The sequence below is a fragment of the Halopseudomonas pelagia genome, assembly GCF_009497895.1.
GTDB lineage: Bacteria > Pseudomonadota > Gammaproteobacteria > Pseudomonadales > Pseudomonadaceae > Halopseudomonas > Halopseudomonas pelagia_A.
Genome location: NZ_CP033116.1, coordinates 4075117 through 4096031, shown reverse-complemented (window position 1 = coordinate 4096031; position 20915 = coordinate 4075117). Strand labels below are relative to the sequence as shown.

Annotated in this window: 19 protein-coding genes and 3 tRNA genes; 12 read left to right on the top strand and 10 right to left on the bottom strand. The window is 58.5% G+C overall.

Annotated elements, in window-relative coordinates; translation table 11 throughout:
- Positions 1-3 precede the first annotated feature (3 nt).
- Both rimK and EAO82_RS18800 read right to left on the bottom strand, forming a co-directional pair.
- Positions 4-909 (bottom strand): 30S ribosomal protein S6--L-glutamate ligase, encoded by a 906-nt coding sequence (rimK, locus tag EAO82_RS18805; RefSeq protein WP_022961754.1) that lies wholly within the window; start codon positions 907-909, stop codon positions 4-6.
- On the bottom strand, positions 906-1391 hold the full coding sequence (locus EAO82_RS18800) for an ATP-dependent zinc protease (RefSeq protein ID WP_096347124.1): 486 nt from the start codon (positions 1389-1391) through the stop codon (positions 906-908). Before EAO82_RS18800 ends, rimK begins: the two co-directional genes overlap by 4 nt.
- A gap of 101 nt (positions 1392-1492) precedes the next feature.
- On the opposite strand from EAO82_RS18800, the gene EAO82_RS18795 reads away from it, so the two are divergent.
- From EAO82_RS18795 to EAO82_RS18765, 7 genes are all read left to right on the top strand, one after another.
- Positions 1493-1909 (top strand): RNA-binding S4 domain-containing protein, encoded by a 417-nt coding sequence (locus tag EAO82_RS18795; RefSeq protein WP_096347125.1) that lies wholly within the window; start codon positions 1493-1495, stop codon positions 1907-1909.
- A gap of 24 nt (positions 1910-1933) precedes the next feature.
- Entirely contained in the window at positions 1934-2815 is an 882-nt protein-coding gene (hslO, locus tag EAO82_RS18790) for an Hsp33 family molecular chaperone HslO (RefSeq protein ID WP_096347126.1), read from the top strand.
- Between the two features lie 222 nt (positions 2816-3037).
- Positions 3038-4582, top strand: a complete 1545-nt coding sequence (locus EAO82_RS18785; protein ID WP_096347127.1) for a phosphoenolpyruvate carboxykinase — start codon at positions 3038-3040, stop codon at positions 4580-4582.
- A gap of 255 nt (positions 4583-4837) precedes the next feature.
- Positions 4838-4913 (top strand) — tRNA-Asn (locus EAO82_RS18780).
- Positions 4914-4926: 13 nt separating this feature from the next.
- Positions 4927-5003: transfer RNA gene (locus EAO82_RS18775), tRNA-Pro, on the top strand.
- Between the two features lie 25 nt (positions 5004-5028).
- Positions 5029-5104 (top strand) — tRNA-Lys (locus tag EAO82_RS18770).
- 171 nt (positions 5105-5275) lie between these two features.
- Positions 5276-6283: a DUF2891 domain-containing protein gene (locus tag EAO82_RS18765; RefSeq protein ID WP_096347158.1), complete on the top strand. Its 1008-nt coding sequence runs from the start codon at positions 5276-5278 to the stop codon at positions 6281-6283.
- 15 nt (positions 6284-6298) lie between these two features.
- Here EAO82_RS18765 and EAO82_RS18760 read toward each other — a convergent pair whose 3' ends face one another.
- Positions 6299-7681, bottom strand: coding sequence for an NAD(P)/FAD-dependent oxidoreductase (locus tag EAO82_RS18760; protein WP_096347128.1), 1383 nt, complete (start codon positions 7679-7681; stop codon positions 6299-6301).
- Between the two features lie 72 nt (positions 7682-7753).
- Positions 7754-7930: a DUF3094 family protein gene (locus tag EAO82_RS18755; protein WP_096347129.1), complete on the bottom strand. Its 177-nt coding sequence runs from the start codon at positions 7928-7930 to the stop codon at positions 7754-7756.
- A gap of 228 nt (positions 7931-8158) precedes the next feature.
- On the opposite strand from EAO82_RS18755, the gene EAO82_RS18750 reads away from it, so the two are divergent.
- The gene (locus EAO82_RS18750) at positions 8159-8845 is read left to right on the top strand and encodes an energy-coupling factor ABC transporter permease (protein ID WP_096347130.1); all 687 of its coding nucleotides are present in this window, start codon (positions 8159-8161) and stop codon (positions 8843-8845) included.
- A 64-nt stretch (positions 8846-8909) separates the two neighbouring features.
- Positions 8910-9125: a hypothetical protein gene (locus EAO82_RS18745; RefSeq protein ID WP_096347131.1), complete on the top strand. Its 216-nt coding sequence runs from the start codon at positions 8910-8912 to the stop codon at positions 9123-9125.
- A gap of 15 nt (positions 9126-9140) precedes the next feature.
- Here EAO82_RS18745 and EAO82_RS18740 read toward each other — a convergent pair whose 3' ends face one another.
- Entirely contained in the window at positions 9141-9845 is a 705-nt protein-coding gene (locus tag EAO82_RS18740; RefSeq protein ID WP_096347132.1) for an SIMPL domain-containing protein, read from the bottom strand.
- Between the two features lie 219 nt (positions 9846-10064).
- Between EAO82_RS18740 and EAO82_RS18735 the strand changes: the two genes are divergently transcribed.
- The 3 genes from EAO82_RS18735 to EAO82_RS18725 all read left to right on the top strand — a co-directional run bounded on the left by EAO82_RS18735 (position 10065) and on the right by EAO82_RS18725 (position 12999).
- On the top strand, positions 10065-11339 hold the full coding sequence (locus tag EAO82_RS18735) for an ATP-binding protein (protein WP_231703378.1): 1275 nt from the start codon (positions 10065-10067) through the stop codon (positions 11337-11339).
- A complete protein-coding gene (locus EAO82_RS18730) occupies positions 11332-11886 on the top strand; it encodes a response regulator transcription factor (RefSeq protein ID WP_096347134.1) in 555 nt (184 codons plus the stop codon). Before EAO82_RS18735 ends, EAO82_RS18730 begins: the two co-directional genes overlap by 8 nt.
- A 90-nt stretch (positions 11887-11976) precedes the next feature.
- Positions 11977-12999, top strand: a complete 1023-nt coding sequence (locus EAO82_RS18725) for a Leu/Phe/Val dehydrogenase (RefSeq protein WP_096347159.1) — start codon at positions 11977-11979, stop codon at positions 12997-12999.
- 32 nt (positions 13000-13031) lie between these two features.
- Here the strand turns inward: EAO82_RS18725 and EAO82_RS18720 are convergent, their stop codons facing one another.
- From EAO82_RS18720 to EAO82_RS18700, 5 genes are all read right to left on the bottom strand, one after another.
- Positions 13032-13856, bottom strand: a complete 825-nt coding sequence (locus tag EAO82_RS18720; protein ID WP_096347135.1) for an SDR family oxidoreductase — start codon at positions 13854-13856, stop codon at positions 13032-13034.
- Positions 13857-13905: 49 nt separating this feature from the next.
- Positions 13906-14370 (bottom strand): hypothetical protein, encoded by a 465-nt coding sequence (locus EAO82_RS18715; protein ID WP_096347136.1) that lies wholly within the window; start codon positions 14368-14370, stop codon positions 13906-13908.
- A gap of 61 nt (positions 14371-14431) precedes the next feature.
- Entirely contained in the window at positions 14432-15226 is a 795-nt protein-coding gene (locus EAO82_RS18710) for a TatD family hydrolase (RefSeq protein ID WP_096347137.1), read from the bottom strand.
- 3 nt (positions 15227-15229) lie between these two features.
- The gene (locus tag EAO82_RS18705) at positions 15230-19123 is read right to left on the bottom strand and encodes a DUF1631 family protein (RefSeq protein ID WP_096347138.1); all 3894 of its coding nucleotides are present in this window, start codon (positions 19121-19123) and stop codon (positions 15230-15232) included.
- Positions 19124-19251: 128 nt separating this feature from the next.
- A complete protein-coding gene (locus EAO82_RS18700; protein ID WP_096347139.1) occupies positions 19252-20835 on the bottom strand; it encodes a peptide chain release factor 3 in 1584 nt (527 codons plus the stop codon).
- Positions 20836-20915: the final 80 nt, after the last annotated feature.

The window sequence follows — 20915 nt, the reverse complement described above, 5'->3', positions numbered from 1 at the left end:
CTACTAGCCCTTGCCCTTGGTCCGCGTCTGATTGGGCCTGACGTTCTTTTCCATATGCTCGATGATCAGTCCGGCAATATTGCGCCCAGTGGTGGACTCAATGCCTTCCAGCCCAGGGGAGGAGTTAACCTCCATGACCACCGGGCCGTGGTTGGAGCGCAGAAGATCTACACCGGCGAGATTCAGGCCCATGACCTTGGCCGCACGCACGGCGGTCATGCGTTCTTCCGGGGTGATCTTGATCAGGCTGGCGCTGCCGCCACGGTGCAGATTGGAGCGAAACTCACCGGGCTTGGCCTGACGTTTCATCGCGGCGATGACCTTGTCACCGACGACCAGACAGCGGATGTCGGCGCCGCCGGCTTCCTTGATGTATTCCTGCACCATGATGTTGGCCTTCAGCCCCATAAAGGCTTCCAGCACCGACTCAGCCGCCTGTTCGGTTTCACACATGACCACGCCGATGCCCTGAGTGCCTTCCAGCAGCTTGATCACCAGCGGCGCGCCGTTGACCATGTTGATCAGGTCGGGGATGTCATCCGGAGAGTGGGCAAAGCCGGTCACCGGCAGGCCTACGCCTTTGCGCGACAGCAGTTGCAGCGAGCGCAGCTTGTCGCGCGAGCGGGTGATGGCCACCGACTCGTTGAGCGGATAGACACCCATCATTTCAAACTGGCGCAATACTGCTGCACCATAGAAAGTCACCGAGGCGCCAATCCGTGGAATGATGGCGTCAAAGCCTTCCAGCACTTCGCCCTTGTAGTGGATCGAAGGCTTGTGACTGGCGATGTTCATATAGGCGCGCAGGGTGTCGATTACCCGCACCTCGTGGCCGCGTTCACGTCCCGCTTCCACCAGGCGGCGGGTGGAGTACAGGTTGGGATTGCGCGACAGTATCGCGATCTTCATGGGGTTGATCCTTCAGGCTTTGGCGTAAATAAATTGGTTTGCGGCTTGTCCTGCACAAAGCGCGTCCCCGGATCGATTACCAGCTGACCTTCCAGCATGGCAGTGCAACCCATCAGTACTCGATAACGCATGGACTTGCGACAGGTTAATGTGAAATCCACCCACCAGCAGCGGTCGCCGAGGACCAGTGGCGTGCGGATGACGTGTCGCTCCTGTATATGACCGTTGGAACTTTTAATCGTTTTATATTCAATCAAAGGCGCTTCACATAATTGCTTGCGCTGCTTCTTCAAGCTGCCAACATGGGCGTTGAAGCGCACCCAGGTCTGATCATCACGCTCAAAGGTTTCGATATCGCTGGCGTGCAGCGCCGACGTCTTGGCGCCGCTGTCGATCTTGGCCATGATCTGACTGATGCCCAGACCGGGCAGGCCAATCCATTCACGCAGGCCGATCACATTGAGATGGTCAAATGTCTTCATGCTAAAAACTCCTGATGCGGCACGAATGGCGCGCATCATGGGGCAAGTCATGCGCTTCGACAAGCCTGATACACTCGGTCCAGCACAGGAGTACAGACCCTATGACAGAAGAGTGCAAGGTTAGACTGGATAAATGGCTTTGGGCGGCGCGCTTTTATAAAACGCGGGCACAGGCCAAGGCCGCAATAGAAGGGGGCAAGGTGCAGCATCGGGGTGAGCGCTGCAAGCCCGGCAAGGAGCCCAGGGTAGGGGATGCTTTTCAGGTTCGTCAGGGTTTTGATCTGCGTACCGTGGTGGTCAAGGTATTGTCCGGCCAGCGCCGCAGCGCGACCGAAGCGCAACTGTTATATGAAGAAACAGAGGAAAGTCTGCGCCTGCGTGAAGATGCCGCACTCAAGCGCAAGGCCATGGGGCCAGGTATGTTGATCAGTGAGCAGCGGCCGACGAAAAAGCAGCGCCGGCAGATTCACCGCTTCCGTAACCTGCACGATACCCCGAGCGGCGGCTCAGAGGTATAATCGACTTTTTGCCGGGGCCTACTCATGTCGTTTCAGGATACTACCCAACGTTTCATGTTCGAACACGCCGATGTGCGCGGCGAACTGGTTTCACTGGATCAGAGCTACCGGGAAGTGTTGGCCAAACATGACTATCCGGAATCGGTAAAGGCGTTGCTCGGCGAGATGCTGGCCGCAACTGTGCTGTTGTCGACCACGATCAAGTTCGACGGGCTGTTGATACTTCAGGCGCGCTCCTCCGGCCCGCTGTCGACCTTGATGGTGGAATGCTCCAGCGATCAGGCCCTGCGTGGTATTGCGCGCTATAGTGAAGATATTCAGGGCGACTCGCTGCCCGAGTTGATGCCCGACGGCATACTGACCATCACCATTGATCCACAGGAAGGTCAGCGCTATCAGGGTATCGTTCCGCTGGAAGGACATTCGCTGGCGGATGCGCTGAGCGCTTATTTTGATAACTCCGAACAGTTGCCGACGCGCTTCAGATTGCAGGCCGACGGTCGCACTGCTCGTGGTTTCCTGCTGCAGGCATTGCCGGCTGACCGCCAGATCGACCCTGAAGACCGCGATGCGACCTGGGAACACCTGAGCATTCTGGCCAATACCCTGACTGCGGAAGAGTTGCTTTCACTGGACAACCAGACCCTGCTGCACCGGTTGTTCCATCAGGAGGACCTGCGCCTGTTCGACCCGGCTACAGTGCGCTTCGAATGTAGCTGTTCGGCTGAACGATCGGGCAATGCGCTGGTCAGTCTGGGGCGCGAGGATGCGTTGGCGCTGCTGGCGGAACAGGGCGGCGAAATAGAAGTCGACTGTCAGTTCTGCAATGCCCGTTATCGCTTCGCCGAGGCGGAACTGATTGATCTGTTCAGTGCCGCTCAAAAGCATGCCCGCAGCCTGCATTGAACGCGACGGAGCACCTGCGATACGGGTGCTCCATCCAGATAGCCGATAACTATCAGTTTCATGCAGACCGTTGGCGCAACAGACTTAGCACGCTAAAGCTTTTTTTGGCATAATGGCGCGCCTGAGCGCTGAGCCAGCGTACTTTCAAGCGTAATTACAGAGCTGAGACCGAATGACCGGTCTTATGAAGATTTCGGTCACAGCCGAAGAGGATGAGTTTCGATGACGCAAAGTATCCACACTGTTCACACCGATCTGAGCATCGCTCATCTCATCGAGTTGGCGATTCAAGGGAATGAAGGCCAGTTGGCTGATAACGGCGCTCTGGTAGTCAAAACTGGTGAGCGTACCGGTCGCTCGCCAATGGACCGCTTCATTGTGGAAGAGCCTTCCACGCAGGCTTCCATCGCCTGGGGGCCGATCAACCGACCCTTCCCGGCGGACAAGTTCGATGCCCTGTGGAAGCGCGTCGCTACCTACCTGGCCGAGCGCACCAGCTTCGTCTCCCATGTGCACGTAGGTGCTGACCCCGAGCATTATTTGCCCGTGGTCATGGCGACGGAAACCGCCTGGCACAACCTGTTCGGGCGTACCCTGTTCATCAATCCCGAGCAGTTCAATCCGGCTGCCAAGGATCGTTGGCACATCATCAATGCGCCGCACTTCGTTTGTGAGCCAGAGCGTGATGGCACCAACAGCGATGGCTGTGTGATCATCAATTTCGCCGAGCGCAAAGTGCTGCTCGCCGGTATGCAGTACGCCGGCGAGATGAAGAAAGCCATGTTCTCGGTACAGAACTTCCTGCTGCCTGCCAAAGATGTGCTGCCGATGCATTGCGCCGCCAACGTTGGCGACGAAGGCGACACCACCCTGTTTTTTGGCCTTTCCGGCACCGGCAAGACCACACTGTCCGCCGATCCGGCGCGTAACCTGATCGGTGATGACGAGCACGGTTGGGCCACCGGTTCAGTGTTCAATATTGAAGGCGGCTGTTACGCCAAGTGTATTGATCTGTCGCAGAAGAACGAGCCGGTAATCTGGAATGCCATCAAGTTCGGTTCGATCATAGAGAACGTGGTTATCGATCAGCAGAGCCGTGTAGCCGATTACGCCGACGTCAGCCTGACGCAGAACACCCGCGTTGCCTACCCGTTGGAGCACGTCGAGAAGCGTGTTGAAGCCAACCGTGCCGGCGAGCCGAATGCGATCATCTTCCTGACCTGTGACCTGACTGGCGTGTTGCCGCCCGTGTCGATTCTGAACAACGAACAGGCCGCCTATCACTTTCTGTCTGGTTATACCGCGCTGGTGGGCTCCACCGAGATGGGCTCGGGTGGTGGCATCAAGTCGACTTTCTCCACCTGTTTCGGTGCGCCGTTCTTCCCGCGTCCGGCAGGCGAGTATGCCGAGCTGCTGATCAAGCGTATCAACGCGTTCGGGAGCAAGGTCTACCTGGTCAATACCGGTTGGACTGGCGGCCCGTACGGCAAGGGTAATCGGTTCAGCATACCGACCACGCGTGGCATTATTGCAGCCATTCAGTCCGGCGCTCTGATTGGCACCGAAACCGAGCATTTGCCAGTGATCAATCTGGATGTGCCAAAATCAGTGCCAGGTGTTGACACCGCGCTGCTGAACCCACGCAACACCTGGGCAGACGGTGCAGAATACGACGCAGCAGCTACTGCCTTGGCAACCTTGTTTGTTGAGAACTTCAAGAAGTTTGAAGTTGCAGACGACATAGTCGCAGCGGGTCCGAAGCTCTAAGTGGTTTCAGCCGTATGAAATAGCCCGCTTAACCAGCGGGCTTTTTCGTTATGGGGCACTGGGTTGTAACAGTTCGGCTTTGCTGCGCTTACCTTTGGCATGGCTCAAGCGCGCATTTTTCGGCCTGTATTCGTATGTTGTTGGTTAATGCATCATTTTGGGGTTGACAGTCTGACGCTGGCCGGTAAAATGGCGCGCCTTGACAGGGGATATGTAACGCAACTTACCTACTGCTGTCAGGGTGTTAGAAGTAATTCCGCGATAGCTCAGTTGGTAGAGCAAATGACTGTTAATCATTGGGTCCCAGGTTCGAGTCCTGGTCGCGGAGCCACTTGGAACATGATCGGGGTATAGCGCAGCCTGGTAGCGCGCCTGCTTTGGGAGCAGGATGTCGAGAGTTCGAATCCCTCTACCCCGACCACTTTTTTTACCGGTTTTTTGAGCATGGGTCGTTAGCTCAGTTGGTAGAGCAGTTGGCTTTTAACCAATTGGTCGTAGGTTCGAATCCTACACGACCCACCACTCAAAACCGTTCTCTGCTTCTCGCGTCATCCCCCCTCTGTTTTTACTACCCTGGCTATCCGCAATTGCGCGTGTCTGGCTTGTGCCCTTGATGCTCAGCCTCTATGGTATCCCCACTGATTTGTGGAGAGTGCCGGCCTTGTATTCAGCCCTGTATTTCGAATTGCCCTCATGTTTATTCTGACCGCCGACAGCGCCAGCCACTTTGCACAGATCGCTCTGGGCCATGTGCGCCGCGAGTATCCCCATTCGGGAAACCTGCGGTTGAATTCGCCCGGCGACCTCGCCTTGCCGCATCAGCAGCATCCGATTTTCTATGGCAGCTATGACTGGCACTCCTGCGTACACAGCTATTGGCTGCTGACGCATCTGCTGCGTATTCATCCTGAGCTGCCTGAGGCGGCGGCGATTACCGAACTGTTTAACGAGCAATTGACCGCCGGTAAGGTGGCTGGCGAGCTGGACTACTTTATGCTGCCGGGCCGCCAGGGCTTTGAACGGCCTTATGGCTGGGCCTGGTTACTGAAGCTGGCCCAAGAGCTGGCTTTGTTGCCGACGGGCGCTGGTGAGCGCTGGAGGCGCAATTTACAGCCGTTGGCAGAGGAGCTAGCCGTGCGCTTTACCCGCTACCTGCCGAAGCTGGCTTTTCCGATACGCAGCGGCAGCCATTCCAACACCGCCTTTGCCCTGACGCTGGCGCTGGACTACGCGCACCAGGCAGGCGATCAGGCCCTACAGCAGATCATTTACGCCAGAGCCCGGTACTACTTTCTCGACGATCAGGACAGTCGACCCTGGGAGCCCGGCGGTGAGGATTTTCTGTCGCCCAGTTGGCAGCAGGCATTATTGATGCAGCGCGTCCTGCCGGGGGCGGATTTCGGGGTCTGGTTCTCGCGGTTTTTACCCGATCTGGCGGCGGGACAGCCGAGCTGCTTGTTGAGCCCGGTGGGCGTTACCGATCGCAGTGATGGCCGGCTGGCGCATCTGGACGGATTGAATTTGAGCCGGGCCTGGTGCATGCGCCGGTTGGCGGCCGATTTGCCGGCAGCCGACGCTCGTAAAGCGCTGCTTGAAAGTGTTGCCAGCACCCACTTGCAGGCGGGGCTGGCGCATCTTCAGGATGACTATATGGGCGAGCATTGGCTAACCACTTTCGCGCTGCTGGCACTGGCGGACTAAGTCCGCCAGTGGTGCTCAGTGCAGCTTCAATCGCGGTTCGGTACTGCGGCCTATGCGATCGCTGAGCATCAGCAGCAGAGTGCGTGGCACGCCGTACAGCGCCATCTGATGCATGCGGTACAGGGAGATATAGAACAGCCGCGCCAGTTTACCCTCGAGCATGACGCTGCCGGTCAGGTTGCCCATCAAGTTGCCGACCGCGCTGAAGCTGGCCAGCGAAATCAGCGAGCCATAATCGCGATACTTGTAGGTCAGCAGTTCCTTGCCTTCGATCAGCCGGGTCAGGTTCTTGCCCAGCAGGGTAGCCTGCTGGTGGGCAGCCTGGGCTCGCGGCGGTACGAACTTCCCTTCCTCGCCGGAAGGGCAGGCAGCGCAGTCACCGAAGGCAAAGATGCGATCATCCAGGGTGGTTTGCAACGTGTTGTAAACCGCCAGTTGATTGATCCGGTTGGTTTCCAGCCCCAGTTCGGTGAGAAAGCGCGGGGCGCGGATGCCGGCGGCCCAGACCTTGAGCGAAGCCGGGATGCGCTCGCCATTATCCAGCAGCAGGCTGTCGGCGGTGACTTCTTTAACCGGCGAACCGGTATGCAGCTTCACCCCGAGCCTTTCCAGTGTGGCGGTGACTGGATCGCTGATGCGTTCGGGCAGGGCGGGCAAGACCCGACCGCTGGCTTCGATCAGGTTGATGTTCAAATCTTCCGGGCTGATGCGGTCCAATCCGTAAGCCTGCAGCAGACGGGCAGCGTGATGCAACTCAGCCGCCAGTTCTACCCCGGTGGCGCCGGCGCCGATGATGGCAACGTTGATCTTCTCGCCATTGCGCATCATCGGGTTTGCTGGTCGGCTGCCGGGCAATGGAATGCTGTCCTCGTCACCGCTGGCCTGGGCCTTCATGTATTGATTCAGCAGTAAGCGGTGGAAGCGTTCGGCCTGGGCCCGGGTATCCAGAAACAGGCAATGCTCGGCCGCGCCCGGTGTATTGAAATCGTTGGTGGTGCTGCCCACCGCGAGTACCAGGTAGTCATAGCCGATTTCCCGCTCGGGAATCAGCTCCAGGCCTTGTTCGTCGGCTATTGACTGCAGACGTATGATGCGTCGCTCGCGATCAAGGTGGGTCATGGCGCCGAGTTGGAAGTGGAAGTGATTCCATTTGGCCTGGGCGACATAGTTGAGCTCGTCGTCCGTGGAGTTCAGCGAGCCGGCGGCCACCTCATGCAACAGTGGCTTCCAGATATGCGTCATGTTGGCATCGACCAAGGTGATGCGGGCGCGTTTCTTTTTGCCTAAACGGCGACCCAGGCGGGTTGCCAGCTCCAGACCTCCGGCGCCACCACCTACAATCAGTATGCGGGGTAATGCAACCTGCGATTCAGCGTACGACGATTCAGCGTGCGACATGGACTTGACTCAGTAAGAAATAAACCGGGCGTCAGTGCAAGCGCGGGGAACACAGGTGCTCGGGGTGCGAGCTTAGCCCAGAACCAGGTTGCCGAGCAGGCGCGAGAGCAGGCCCATACCGATAACCGTGCCAAGAATCACCAGCAGCAGCAGCCAGACCTTGAAGGGTTTGCGCTCAACTTTCTGGGTTGGCAGATTGAGATATTCATCTACCTTTTTCTGGTCTTCGGGATACAGGCGGCTGGGCATGTTGGGACCTTTTTTATCAGGGTGCAGTACGTTGCTGCGTTCAGGCTTGACTGACTATGGGCTCATTCTAGTCCCTGCCCGCGTGGAATGCATCCGTTGCTTTGCTGGCCGTCGCAGCAGGGAGCGGGTGGCGCGCAAATTCAGGGGCTGCCCCTGCGACAACCTGTCAGTGAGATGCGCTGGCGGTGCTGCTATCATCCTTGGATTAGTCAGCGCAGAGAGCAAAGTATGTTGGCAGCCAGTTTGTTGACCACCACCCAGTGCGTTTTGGCCATGCTGCTGTATGGCGGCGCGGTGCTCTGGGCGTTGTTCAGGGTGTCGTGGATAGAGCTGCTGGCGGATAATCGCCGTCAGCATTTGCTGTTCGGCAGCATGTTTCTACTGGCGGTGTTGTGGCTGGTCCGGCGCGACTTCGACAATGGCCTGACTTTTCATTTTATCGGCTTGACTGCGGTCACGTTGCTGCTGAACTGGCAGCTTGCGATCATTGCCGGAACGCTGGCGCAGCTTGGGATGGTAGTGATTGGTTGGGACGACCCTGCGGCCCTGGGCGCCAACGGCATTCTGCGTGTGTTGCTGCCGGTAACGGTTACCCTGCTGATCAGTCAGGGGCTGGAACGCTTCAAGCCAAGCAATCTGTTCATGTACATTTTTATCAGTGGCTTTTTTGCCGCCGGTGTCAGCGCCGTGGTCACTGTCCTCGCGGGTATGGGAATGCTGACCTGGTCCGGCGAGTTGGTCATGCCGGCGCCATTGCTGGAGGTGTTTGGTTATCTGCTGCTGGTCGCGTTCCCCGAAGCCTTTATCAACGGCACCGTAGTGGCGGGTCTGGTGGTCTTCTACCCGGACTGGGTCGACACCTTCGATAGCGACCGCTACCTGCAGGAACCCTTCGATCCGAATGATAAAAGCTGAGCCAGATCAACATTCTCCGGCTCAATAGTGTGCTGAAATAGGCTTTTCAACAGGAGGGCTGATCATGTCGGTATATAAGTTGGCGGCGCAGTTGATGCAGGACAATCTGCTAACGGCGCAGGCGCAGGGCTTCAACGAGCAGGAACTGGCCAAGGCGTTGATGAATGAGGTGATCGCGGTATATCGCCGTAAGCGGAGCATCAGCGATATTGCGCATGAGCTGCACTTCCTCGCCGAGAACCTCGACGAGGATGCGGATTACGCCTTTATGCGGCCGTAAGACAGGGCGAAAGGTTCAGGGCAGATCGACTTCGATGATGCCGTCGGCACTGACGGTGACATCGGCCTGCCCACCTTCAACCGAAGGGCTGGCTGACTCGGCGTCGGCCATCATGGCCACTTTCGCGCCGCGATACATCGGCGGCTGCATGAACTGACTGTTCAGGTTCAGATTGACGATCTTGTAGTCGGTCCCGCCCAGGCTGCGCGTGGCTATATCGGCACGGGCCTTGAAGGCTTCTATGGCTTCGCGAATCAACTCGTCTTCGGTGCTGCGACGGCTCTCGGGGGACAGGCTGAATTGCATGTCGTCCAGGTTGAGCTCATCCATCAGTTTGCCGGTGAGCGTAGACAGACTGGCGAAATCGGTGCTTTCGAGCAGAATGTCGCCACGCTCACGCCAGGCAATGATCTTCTCCCCTTTTTCGTCATAAACCGGTTGGCTACTGCGATTGCCGCTGGAGACGCTAACGCCCTCGGTCTGGCGGGCAATATCCAGCGCTTTGTTCAGGCGTTCGGTGATGCTGGTAGCGAGTTTGCCAGCGTCCTTGGCTTGTTCTTCGGCGTACAGGCGGACCTGGAGGGTGTCGTGGCTGACCGCCTGCTGCACTTCGGCACGCAGGGATACCTGGTTGTAACGAACTTCTTCTGCCAGCAGACCCTGGGCGTTGAGTGCCAGCCCCAGGCCAAGACAAATCGGTGCAATTGTTGCTAAGCGCATAGCGTAAGTTCCTTCTGAGGTGAAATCGGGCTTTTGATGTGGCGTAGTGGCCCGTGATGCAGTCGAATGTAAGACCGGTACCAGACCTGATAATTCCGCGCATCTGGTAATAGCTCAAGCGTACCCCGCCAAGGTTTTTTGTGCGACGCTGTTAACCTCATGCTCTGGTATCGTACGCCATTCATTTCAGGAGTTTGCTACGTGCCCCAACGGATGTTCATGAGCCCCAACACGCTGGCGCTGTCACCCACCCGCCAGAACCTGTGGCGGTTGATATTGATTCGCTTGCTGGTGCTGTTGGTGCAAAGTCTGTCGGTGATGGGAGCCTACGTCAGCGGTTGGTTCGAGCTGCCGTGGACGCCGTTGCTATTGATCCTTGGGATCTCGGCGATGGTCAGCATACTCACGTTGTTGAGACTGTCGCGGCGTTGGCCGGTGACGGATTTCGAATACGGGGTGCAACTATCCTTCGATATGCTGGTGCACAGTGTCCTGCTGTACTATTCGGGCGGGCCGACCAATCCCTTTGTTTCCTATTATCTGGTGCCTCTGACCATTGCTGCGGCGACCTTGCCCTGGTTCTACACTGCGGTATTGGCGGGGTTGGCAGTATCAGCCTACAGCGTGCTGCTGATCTGGTACGAGCCGCTGGCGGCTTTCGAGTTCAAGCTGTCTACCGGCTTGATCAATCTGTACATGATCGGCATGTGGCTGAACCTGGCGATGAGTGCCGGCTTGATCAGCTTGTTTGTCGTGCGCATGGCCGCAGCACTGCGGCGGCATGCGGAGCATCTGGCCGAGCGGCGCGAGCAGAGTATTCGCGATAATCAGTTGTTGGGCATCGCCAGCGTTGCCGCCGGCGCGGCGCATGAGCTGTCCACGCCGCTATCGACCATGAGCGTGTTGCTCAAGGATCTGCGCACCGACTATCCCGATCCCCAGTTGCAGGAAGACCTGGCCCTGCTGCAGGAGCAGGTGAAGATGTGCAAGGACAGCCTGCAGCATATGGTCCGCCGCGCCGAGCACAGCCGTCAGCAACCGCATCATGATGAGCCGGTCGATCTGTGGCTGAAAAGCCTGTTGGCGCGCTGGCAACTGATGCGGCCTGAGGTGTCCTGGCAACTGCTGCCGCTACCGGAGAAGGCTGCACCGCTGATCAAGGCCAGCCCGGAGCTGGGCCAGGCGGTGCTCAATTTGCTGAACAATGCCGCTGACGCCTGTCCTGAAGGCATTCAGATAGCGCTGGAGTGGGATCAGCGCCGCCTGCGTCTGTCGGTGCGGGATTTCGGCCCCGGCGTGCCATTGCATATCGCCGAGCATATCGGCACTGCCTTTGTGACTACCAAAGGCAAGAAGGGCTTCGGTCTAGGCCTGTTCCTCAGCCATGCTGCGGTTCAACGTCTGGGCGGCAGCGTAAAACTTTTCAACCAGGATGGCGGCGGCACGCTGGCCGAAGTGATCTTGCCGATCGCATGGGAGACAGAGAATGAGTGAAATAGCAGAGCAGGAAGAGCAGCCGTTACTGTTGCTCGTTGACGATGACCCCACCTTTACCCGCGTAATGGCCCGGGCCCTGTCGCGGCGGGGGCTGCGGGTGAATACGGCCGGCGGTGCCGAGGAAGCCATGCAGCTGGCGCGCGCGGAGCAGCCGGATTACGCCGTGCTGGATCTGAAGATGGAAGGGGATTCAGGGCTGGTGCTGTTGCCGCAGCTGTTGGAGCTGTATCCGGAGTTGCGAGTAGTGATTCTGACCGGCTATTCCAGCATCACCACGGCGGTCGAGGCGATCAAGCGCGGCGCCTGCAACTACCTGTGCAAACCTGCCGATGCGGATGATGTGCTCACCGCCCTGCTGTCCGAGCAGGCCGACCCGGACACCCTGGTGCCGGAACATCCGATGTCGGTCGACCGGTTGCAGTGGGAACATATTCAGCGCGTATTGGCCGAGCATGAGGGCAATATCTCAGCAACAGCGCGGGCGCTGGGTATGCACCGGCGCACGCTGCAGCGCAAATTACAGAAGCGCCCGGTAAGACGCTGACGGGACTCGGCGAATACTGACTATAGCTTGGGGTTTGGCGTTAAAGCAGCTAGGGTGATACACAGGTTCTTTGAGCAGGGCGGTGTCATCATGTTTGCAGCGATGCGTTCCGACAGGATGCAGGCGGTACATTTGTTTGCCGATGAGCAGACAGGTCTTGAAGCGATTATTGCCATTCACAATACGCGTCTGGGACCTGCCTTGGGTGGCTGTCGCTATATGCCTTACGCCACTACCGATCAAGCTGTCGCTGATGCGATTCGGCTGGCCCGGGGCATGAGTTACAAGGCTGCGCTCGCCGGGCTGGAACAAGGTGGCGGTAAAGCAGTGATCCTCCGCCCAGCGCATGTGCCCAACCGCGCCGCGTTGTTCGAGGCGTTCGGGCGCTGCATCGAGTCGCTGCGCGGCGGCTACATCACTGCCGTGGACAGCGGCACCAGCCCCGAAGACATGGATTGCATTGCCCAGCAGACCGGGCATGTGACCAGCACCACCCAGGCCGGTGATCCGTCCCCGCATACCGCGCTGGGGGTACTGATGGGCATTCGCAGTGTCGCTCGGGCCAAGCTGGGCCGGGATGATCTCAGCGGAGTGCGGATCATGTTGCAGGGGTTGGGTAACGTCGGTTATGCATTGGCCGAGCTGCTGGTGGCCGAGGGTGCGGACCTGCTGGTGTCTGATCTGGATGCTGGCAAGGTACGGCTGGCGGTGGATGAACTGGGCGTCAAACCGGTCGCGGCCGACGCGGTCTACGAATCGCCCTGTGACATCTTCGTGCCCTGCGGCCTGGGCGGCGTGCTGGATTCGCATACCATCAACCGGCTACGTTGCGCTGCCGTCGCCGGTGCGGCCAACAACCAACTGGTGGATCGGGACGCGGCGGATCTGCTGGATGCGCGAGGCATCCTTTATGCGCCGGATTATGTGATCAACGCGGGCGGGCTCCTCTACGTGGCGTTGACCCACCGGGGCGTCGTAGCTGGCGACATTGCCCAGCGGGTCAAGCTGATCGGCGCGCGCCTGGACAGCATCTTTGCCCAGAGCATAGCCGAGGGACGCTCGCCCGCGGAGATCGCCGACCATCAGGCCGAAGCGATCCTTTACGGCGATTGAGCGGCCGTTGATCCGCCCTCAGGTACAGGTCTTCAGGGCTTGCTCAGGCCAAAGCGCTTGAGCAGCCGGGCGTCGAGTATCGAGGTCGGCAACCAGCGCTTTAGTCGCACCATGTTTCTGCTGTTGGCGCCGATCAGCACGATTTCGGGACGCAGCGGGCTGTTGACGTAGCCCATTAACTCCTTGGCAAAGTCCGTCGCGCTGGTCGAGCTGGCTTTCTGCGAAGCCTGAGCGCGCGCCTGCACCGCTTTTTCCCAAGGCTTGTACCAGGAGTCAGCGGCCATGGTGATAGCCGCGCTGGCATTGTTGCCGAAATCCGAAGCGATAGCGCCCGGCATGACCGTCAACACGCCAATGGAGAAGGGCGTCAGCTCCAGCCGCAGTGCATCCGAAATGGCATGCAGGGCGGCCTTGGACGCACAATACACACCTGAAAATGGCGTGGTGGTGACGCCCGATACACTGCCGATATTGACGATCAGACCTTTGCTGTCGCGCAACAGATCCACCGTGGCGCGCACCATCTGCACCGGTGCAAATACGTTGGTATCGAACTGCTTGAGCAGGGTGGCGTGATCGGCATCCAGCATCGGGCCCATGGCGCCGTACCCAGCATTGTTGACCAGCAGATCCAGACGCCCCGCTTCCTGACGCAAGCGCTCAGCACAGGCGGCAATCTGCTGTGCATTGTTGACGTCCAGCGTAACGGCTATCGCGCCCTTGGCAAGCAGCGGTGCGAGGCTCTCGGGGTTCCGGGCGGTAGCCCAGACCTGATAGCCCTGTTCAAGGCAGGCAAAGGCCAGCGCCTGGCCGATGCCGCTCGAGCAGCCGGTAATCAATGCAACAGGTTGAGTCATGTTGTTCTACCTTATTTTATGACAGGGTTTGTGGCGTGCCGCCGTAGCATTAATCCTGAAAATCCGCATCCAGCCGGTCCAGCCGGTAGTCCAGGTCGGCCGCGTGAGCGCCGCTACGCAGAGGCGGTACTCTATAGCAGCCGTGCCATTGCTGGCCGGGAGGCAACGCCTGCTCGGTCTGGTAGGTGGCGTCGGTGATGCCGATATCCACCAGGTTGGTATTGTAGTCTGGCTGGGTCGCGGTCAACTGCCAGCGAATTTGAGTGGCAGTACGATCACTGCGATTTTCTATCGACACGCGCAGCGGTTTGCCGAACGCACAGTCATCGGGTTGGAAGGCGACGCTGGTATGCAGGTGATCAACCAGATTGCCGGTGTACCAGTGACGCAATCCCAACGCTGCTGCTGCCAGCAACGCTAATACCGCGACTGCGCCGCTGATCGGCAGCATGACCCTGGGAAAACGCAGCAGTAGAACTACCCAGATCAGAAACAGTGCAATGCCTAAGGCCACGCGAATCTCCTGTTTGCAACTCAATGCAGGCATAAGCACTGACTCTACCAGACCCGTGGGCTCAGATCACCGCAGCGGTGGGCCAGCTGAATAATTCACAACTGTTATGCAGGCAAGCCTGAGCAAAGATCTCGACCGGCTCGCCCCGCAGAGCCGCGAGTTCGCGGCAGATTTGCGGCAGATATTCCGGGCTGTTTCGCTGGTGGGCCTGGAAGTGTGGCGCCATATCCGGCGCATCGGTTTCCAGCACCAGGCTGTCGATCGGTAGCGCGGCCAGGGTACGTCGCAGCTTGGTCGCCTGCGGCCAGGTAGCCGCGCCGCCCAGTCCGAGCTTGAAGCCCAGGCGGATATATTCCTTTGCCTCTTCCTGGCTGCCAGCAAAGGCATGCACGATGCCGGCGCGCGGCAGGCGGTGACGTTTCAACATGGCGATGGTGTCGGCGTGCGCGCGGCGCACATGGAGCAGCACCGGTAGATTGGCGCTGGCGGCCAGGCTTAGCTGGGCGTCGAGGAGCGTCTGTTGGCGCTGGCGATCCGGCTCGGGCAGAAAGTAATCCAGGCCGATTTCACCCACGGCGCAGCATTGCGGATGCGCTGCCAGGCGCTCAAGGCGCTGGGCGAGATCGTCCAGATGGCTCGGCTGGTGTTGCTCCAGGTACACCGGGTGCAGGCCAAAGGCGCCGAACAGGCGACTATCGGCTTCAACCAACTGCCAGAGCCTGTCCCAGTTCTTCTGGTAGACGCCGAGTATGATCAGCCGCTCGACGCCTGCGTGCTCGCTGCGTTGCAATACCTGCTGGCGGTCGGCATCGAAATCGGGAAAATCCAGGTGCGTATGGGTATCGATATAACGCATAAATCAGGCGGGATTGCGGCTGGCCGGGGGTATCTCGGTGGTCGCCAGCAGTTGTTCGAGCAGAATGGGTTTGCCAAGGTGAAAGCCCTGGGCGTAATCCACCCCAATCTCGGTGACCAGATCGAGGATGGCTTCACTGGATACATATTCGGCGACGATGGACTTGTCGAGAAAGTGGCCCATCTCGGTGATGGAGCGCACCAGGGCGTAGTCGAAGTCATCCTCGGTAATCTGTCGAATAAAGGCGCCATCAATCTTGATAAAGTCTACCGGCAGCTGCTTGAGGTAAGCATAGGATGACTGGCCGGCACCAAAGTCATCCAGCGAGAAACGACACCCGATTTCCTTCATTTCGTTAATGAAATCGGCAGCGTCGGCCAGGTTGTCAATCGCCGCTGTTTCGGTAATTTCGAAAATCAGCTTTTCTCTCGGCACGTCGTAGCGCACCAGCATCTCGAACACATAGTCGAGGAAGGATTCGTCATTCAGCGAGCAGCCAGACAGGTTGATTGAGAAGCCGCCGAAACGGGCCAGTTTCTGCGGGTTGGCCACCATCCATTGCAGCACAGTGCCAATAACCCAGCGATCCACCGCACCCATGCGGTTGTATTCTTCTGCCGCCTTGATGAAGTCAGAAGGCGCCAGGTGTTCGCCGTTATCATCAACTACGGTGAGCAGAATTTCATAATGCGTATGTACCGGATCAGTATCGCCGATCGGCTGGATTTTCTGGCAGCGCAATTTCAGGCGATTTTCATCCAGCGCGCGGTTGATGCGCGTGACCCAGGAAATCATGTCATCGCGTTCGCGAAAGCGTGTATCGCCGGGTTTGATCACCTGAATATCTTTATGCCCGGATTTTTTACACATGTCGGCGGCGGACTCGACCATGCGCAACAGCTCCATCGGTTCGGGGCTCTTGTCGTCAACATTGATCAAGGCTACTGCCGAGGAGATGATAAAGCTGTGCTGGCCACTCTCGAAGCGCTGTTCTTCCAGCGCCGCCTTGAGCTGCATTGCCAGCATAAAACCGTCGTTGTAGGTGAGTGATGGCAGCAGTACGGCGAACTGGTCGACACCAACGCGTCCGGCAATGGCGTTCTTGTCGAGCCGGCTGAGAATCTGTTCGGCAATATTACGCAGAAAGGTATCGCCGACCTCATAACCGCAGGTGTTGTTGATCAATTTGAATTGCAGAATGTCGATAAAGATCAGGCTAAAGCGATCACTGCTGTCCCGCGCGCGGGTCACACTCTGTGTCAGCCAGCGGAGAAATTCACGCCGTGCCTTGAGACCAGTCAGTTGATCCTGCGCGGCGTCCAGCGCCAGCTTGTCATAGACTTTCTGCACCAGGGCATCCAGGCCCTGCTCCAGAGCGGGCGCACCGGCGTCATTGAGGACTGTCAGGTTGCCGTCACGCAGTAAATGCGCGACCTGATCCAGAGACATCTCCTCGGCCTTCATCCCGCGGTGATTGCTGAACACGTAGCGGCTGAATTCATCGGCCACCCAGGTCAGATAGTACAGTTGGGACTCACTACCGAGAACGTGACGCTGCAACCATTGGCCGACCTGGAGCGCCTTGGCGCGCTTGATCCAGCGTTGCAAGGTCTTATCCGGTGGGAGCTCAGCTGATTGCCCGGCGATCGAGTTGTTGCTATGCAGCGGACTGACATACTGAACCGTGGCAAAATCCGTGCTGTGCGGGTAGTCCAGCAACTTCTCCAGATTTTGCACCACGGTTTTATGGCTGGCATTGGAGTCGGGGATTTTCGACAGGCCCTTGCGAATCAGCGTCAGCAACTTGTGACTGCTGAAGCGCAAACGCGACTCGTCCCAGGCGCCGGGTACGGTGCGCACGATCAGTTGATCAAGCACCACCAGGGTCATCTCCCAGGCCAGGCTGGAGGTGCCCTCGCGGAAGTAGCTCAGACGCATCAGTTCCTTCCAGCCCTGGTTGACCAGATCCAGTATCGGTTTACCTACCGGTTGCGGTGCCAGTAGCCGTTCCAGCTCCCATTCGATCAACAGATTGGCCTGGGTAATGCGTTGCTGGCCTTCGCAAGCCTCGGTTACCCGGGTAAGGTTGCGTTCGAAGTAATGTTTTTCCCGGCCTACCAGTTCGTCCAGATCCCCGAGAACTTGTTTGAAGCCTTCATCTTCTTCACCCTCGTTTTTCAGGATGGTGCTGATGGCGTCAATAATGACCGGGCGGTTGTCGACAATATTGATGCTGCGCCGATCGGACAACAGCGCCAGGTAATTCACGGCCTGGCGGGCCGGATGGTATTCGGCGGAAAACAGCTCCGGGTCGCGCAGCATGACCTTGAGTATCGGTACCTCGAGCTTACGCAGCTCGGCGCGCAGATCGTCCAGCACCCGCTCGTTGTGCACGATGTTGTCAAACAGGCTCTCGACCATATCGGCTGAGTCCTGTTCGTACTCGCTGATGCCGCCGACAGCATGGCCGGCCTGCATCAAATACTGCTTGAGTGCGCCCGGGCTGCCCAACTGGGCGTTGCCGTCGAGCAGCTGCTTTTGCAGCTGTCGCAGCGCATCTTGCGTGTCGCGGGCGGTAATCTGCGGTGGCAGGACCTGAGCTGACTGACGCAGTTCTTCCGGATGCTCGCTATGCAACTGGCGCTGCATGCTCCACAAGCGTGAGACGGTATTAAACGCCGCCTTGATCCCCTTGCCGACGCGATTGCCTGAGGTTTCGCTGCCATTCGCATCGTCGCGGCTCGTCTGGCTGGTATCGGCTGCCGCCGAGTGTGACTCGGGGCTGCTCTCCTTGACTTCGAAGTGCTGCTGACGAGTTTCAGTGGCGGCGTTGTCGCGCTTGAGTTTTTGCTGAGCCAGGTAGCGGGTGACATCAATGTCAGGAAGAATGCCGGTCTCGATAAACAGCTTGTTCAGTGACACATAAGCACTGTCCAGTTGCGCCAGCACGTTATCGTAAAACAGGCCAAATACGACCCGTAGCAGGTCGTTGCTCAACTGCAGTGGACGCAGCGCTGCCGCCCAACCCATCGCCAAAGCAGCGGGGGAATAGGGGTTATACACCGCCGCGGCACCAGAGGTGAGCAGGGCGGCGTCGAGTCGCAACTGTAATTCCAGCAGCAGTTCGCGCAGTTGGACTTCTGCCTTCGAGATCGCCACACGCACTACGAGCCAGTCCTCGAACTCGTCTTTCGCCACCAGGGAAAGGGCACTGGCGGACGCGGTGTCGGCTAGATCGCCCTGGGCGTCCATGTGCGGCTCGGGACCCAGGCCCTTGGCTACGGCGTCGGCATTGGCGGTAATGCCGGCAATGCAGTGCCGACTCAGTTTGGCCTTTTGCGCCCGAATCAGCGTCATTGCATCAAGAAAGGCTTGCTGCCCAGCGTGGGTTTTCTTGTAATCCGCTTCCTGTAACAAAGTGAGTTCAAGTTGGCTGAAAAAGCCTTCGAACTGATTGTCGAGAAAGCGGCTGATAATACTGTTGGCCGAATTGATCAGCGTGATTTTTTGTGCGGGTTCAAGCAGCGTTTGGCCTGCCGCAGGGTGCCAGGAAAGCTTCGACTGATGCTCGCTGGCTTGCTGAGCGGCCTGCTGCAACATCGCCAGATCGGCGGGGCGATGTTCACGCATGCGCAGGCCGATGCCGTGCTCGGACACATGAGCGACCAGAACATTGATGCTGACGCGGCGATTGTGCAGGCGAAAGCTGACAATTGCAGGGGCGCCCTTGCGCCGGGGCAAAGACAGCAGGGGATCGGCCTGAGGGGGCAGGTCGAGGGTAATAAGCATGCCGCCCTGGCTGAAATCGCGTATACGACAGCTGCGGTCATTTCCTGAGCCGAAATGACACTCCGCATCAATAGAGACGCTCTGACGGGCGAATTGTCGCTTATCCACAGCTCAGCACCTCGGCAAACTGCCGTGAAAACTTCATCTCAGGAGTTTAGACGCATTGGTTGGAAAAAACAGTCAATTCGCGTCCAAACCTGACAAAACTATGGGAGTACAGCGCGATCCTCGGAGACTTAGTGGTGCTCCCTGGTAGCCAGGAATCGGATATCCGGCCAGCGCTCTTCGGTCAGGCTCAGATTGACTCGGGTCGGGGCCAGATAGGTTAGATGTCCGCCGCCGTCTATCGCGAGGTTCTCCATCGCCTTGTGGGTAAATTCCTCGAGCTTTTTCTTGTTGCTGGAATCGACCCAGCGCGCCGACCAGACATTGACCGGCTCGTATAGACATTCGACTTTGTATTCTTCCTTCAAACGGCTGGCGACCACATCGAACTGCAGCACACCCACCGCGCCGAGAATGATTTCATTGCTGCGCTCAGGGAAGAACACCTGCGTGGCACCTTCTTCCGCCAGCTCTTGCAGACCCTGGCGAAGTTGTTTGGACTTCAGCGGATCTTTCAGCCGCACGCGGCGAAACAGCTCGGGCGCAAAGTGCGGAATGCCGGTGAACCCGATGCTCTCGCCCTGGGTGAAGGTGTCGCCAATCTGAATCGTGCCGTGATTGTGCAGGCCGATGATGTCGCCGGCCCAGGCCTCTTCCAGGTGTTCGCGTTCGGCGGCGAAGAAGGTCAGGGCTTCAGGAATGCGCAGCTCCTTGCCGGTGCGCACGTGGTGCAGCTTCATGCCCCGCTCGTACTGGCCGGAGCAGATACGCATGAAGGCGATGCGGTCGCGGTGTTTGGGATCCATGTTTGCCTGGATCTTGAACACGAAACCGGTAAAGGGCTCTTCGGTGGGTTCCACCGTGCGTTCATTGGCCGGACGCGGCAGGGGTGCGGGTGCCCAGTCGACTATGGCGTCCAATACCTGATCGACGCCGAAGTTGCCCAGTGCGGTACCGAAGAACACCGGGGTCATCTCGCCGCGCAGGAAAGCCTCGCGGTCAAATTCGTGACAGGCGCCCTGTACCAGTTCCAGCTGTTCGACGAAATCATCATAGAGGTCGTCCAGGTGTGCCCGCGCCTCATCCGAATCCAGGTGGCGGATGATTCTGCTTTCAGTGCGTTCATGGCCATGACCGGTGGCATAGACGATGATCAGGTCCTGTTCCAGGTGATATACGCCTTTGAAATCGCGATAGCAGCCGATGGGCCAGGTGATCGGTGCGGCCTTGATATTCAGTACGGCTTCGATCTCATCCAGCAGTTCGATCGGGTCGCGGATGTCGCGGTCGAGCTTGTTCACGAAGCTGACAATCGGTGTGTCGCGCAGACGGCACACGTCCATCAGCGCGATGGTGCGCGGTTCCACGCCCTTGCCGCCGTCCAGTACCATCAGCGCCGAATCCACCGCGGTCAGTGTGCGGTAAGTATCTTCCGAGAAGTCTTCGTGACCGGGGGTGTCGAGCAGGTTGATCATGCAATCCCGGTAGGGAAACTGCATGACCGAGGTGCTGACTGAAATCCCACGCTGCTTTTCCATGGCCATGAAGTCGGAAGTCGCATGCCGGTCGGACTTGCGCGCCTTCACCGTACCCGCCACGTTGATCGCCTGACCCATCAACAGCAGGCGTTCGGTGATGGTGGTCTTGCCTGCATCCGGGTGAGAGATGATGGCGAAGGTACGACGTTTGGCGACTTCAGCAGCGTTGTTGCTCATTGAAAACCTTGCGGATGGAATAACGGGTGGGTTTCGACCGGCGATTATAACCCATTGAGCCAGATCATTCGTCGGCAAAG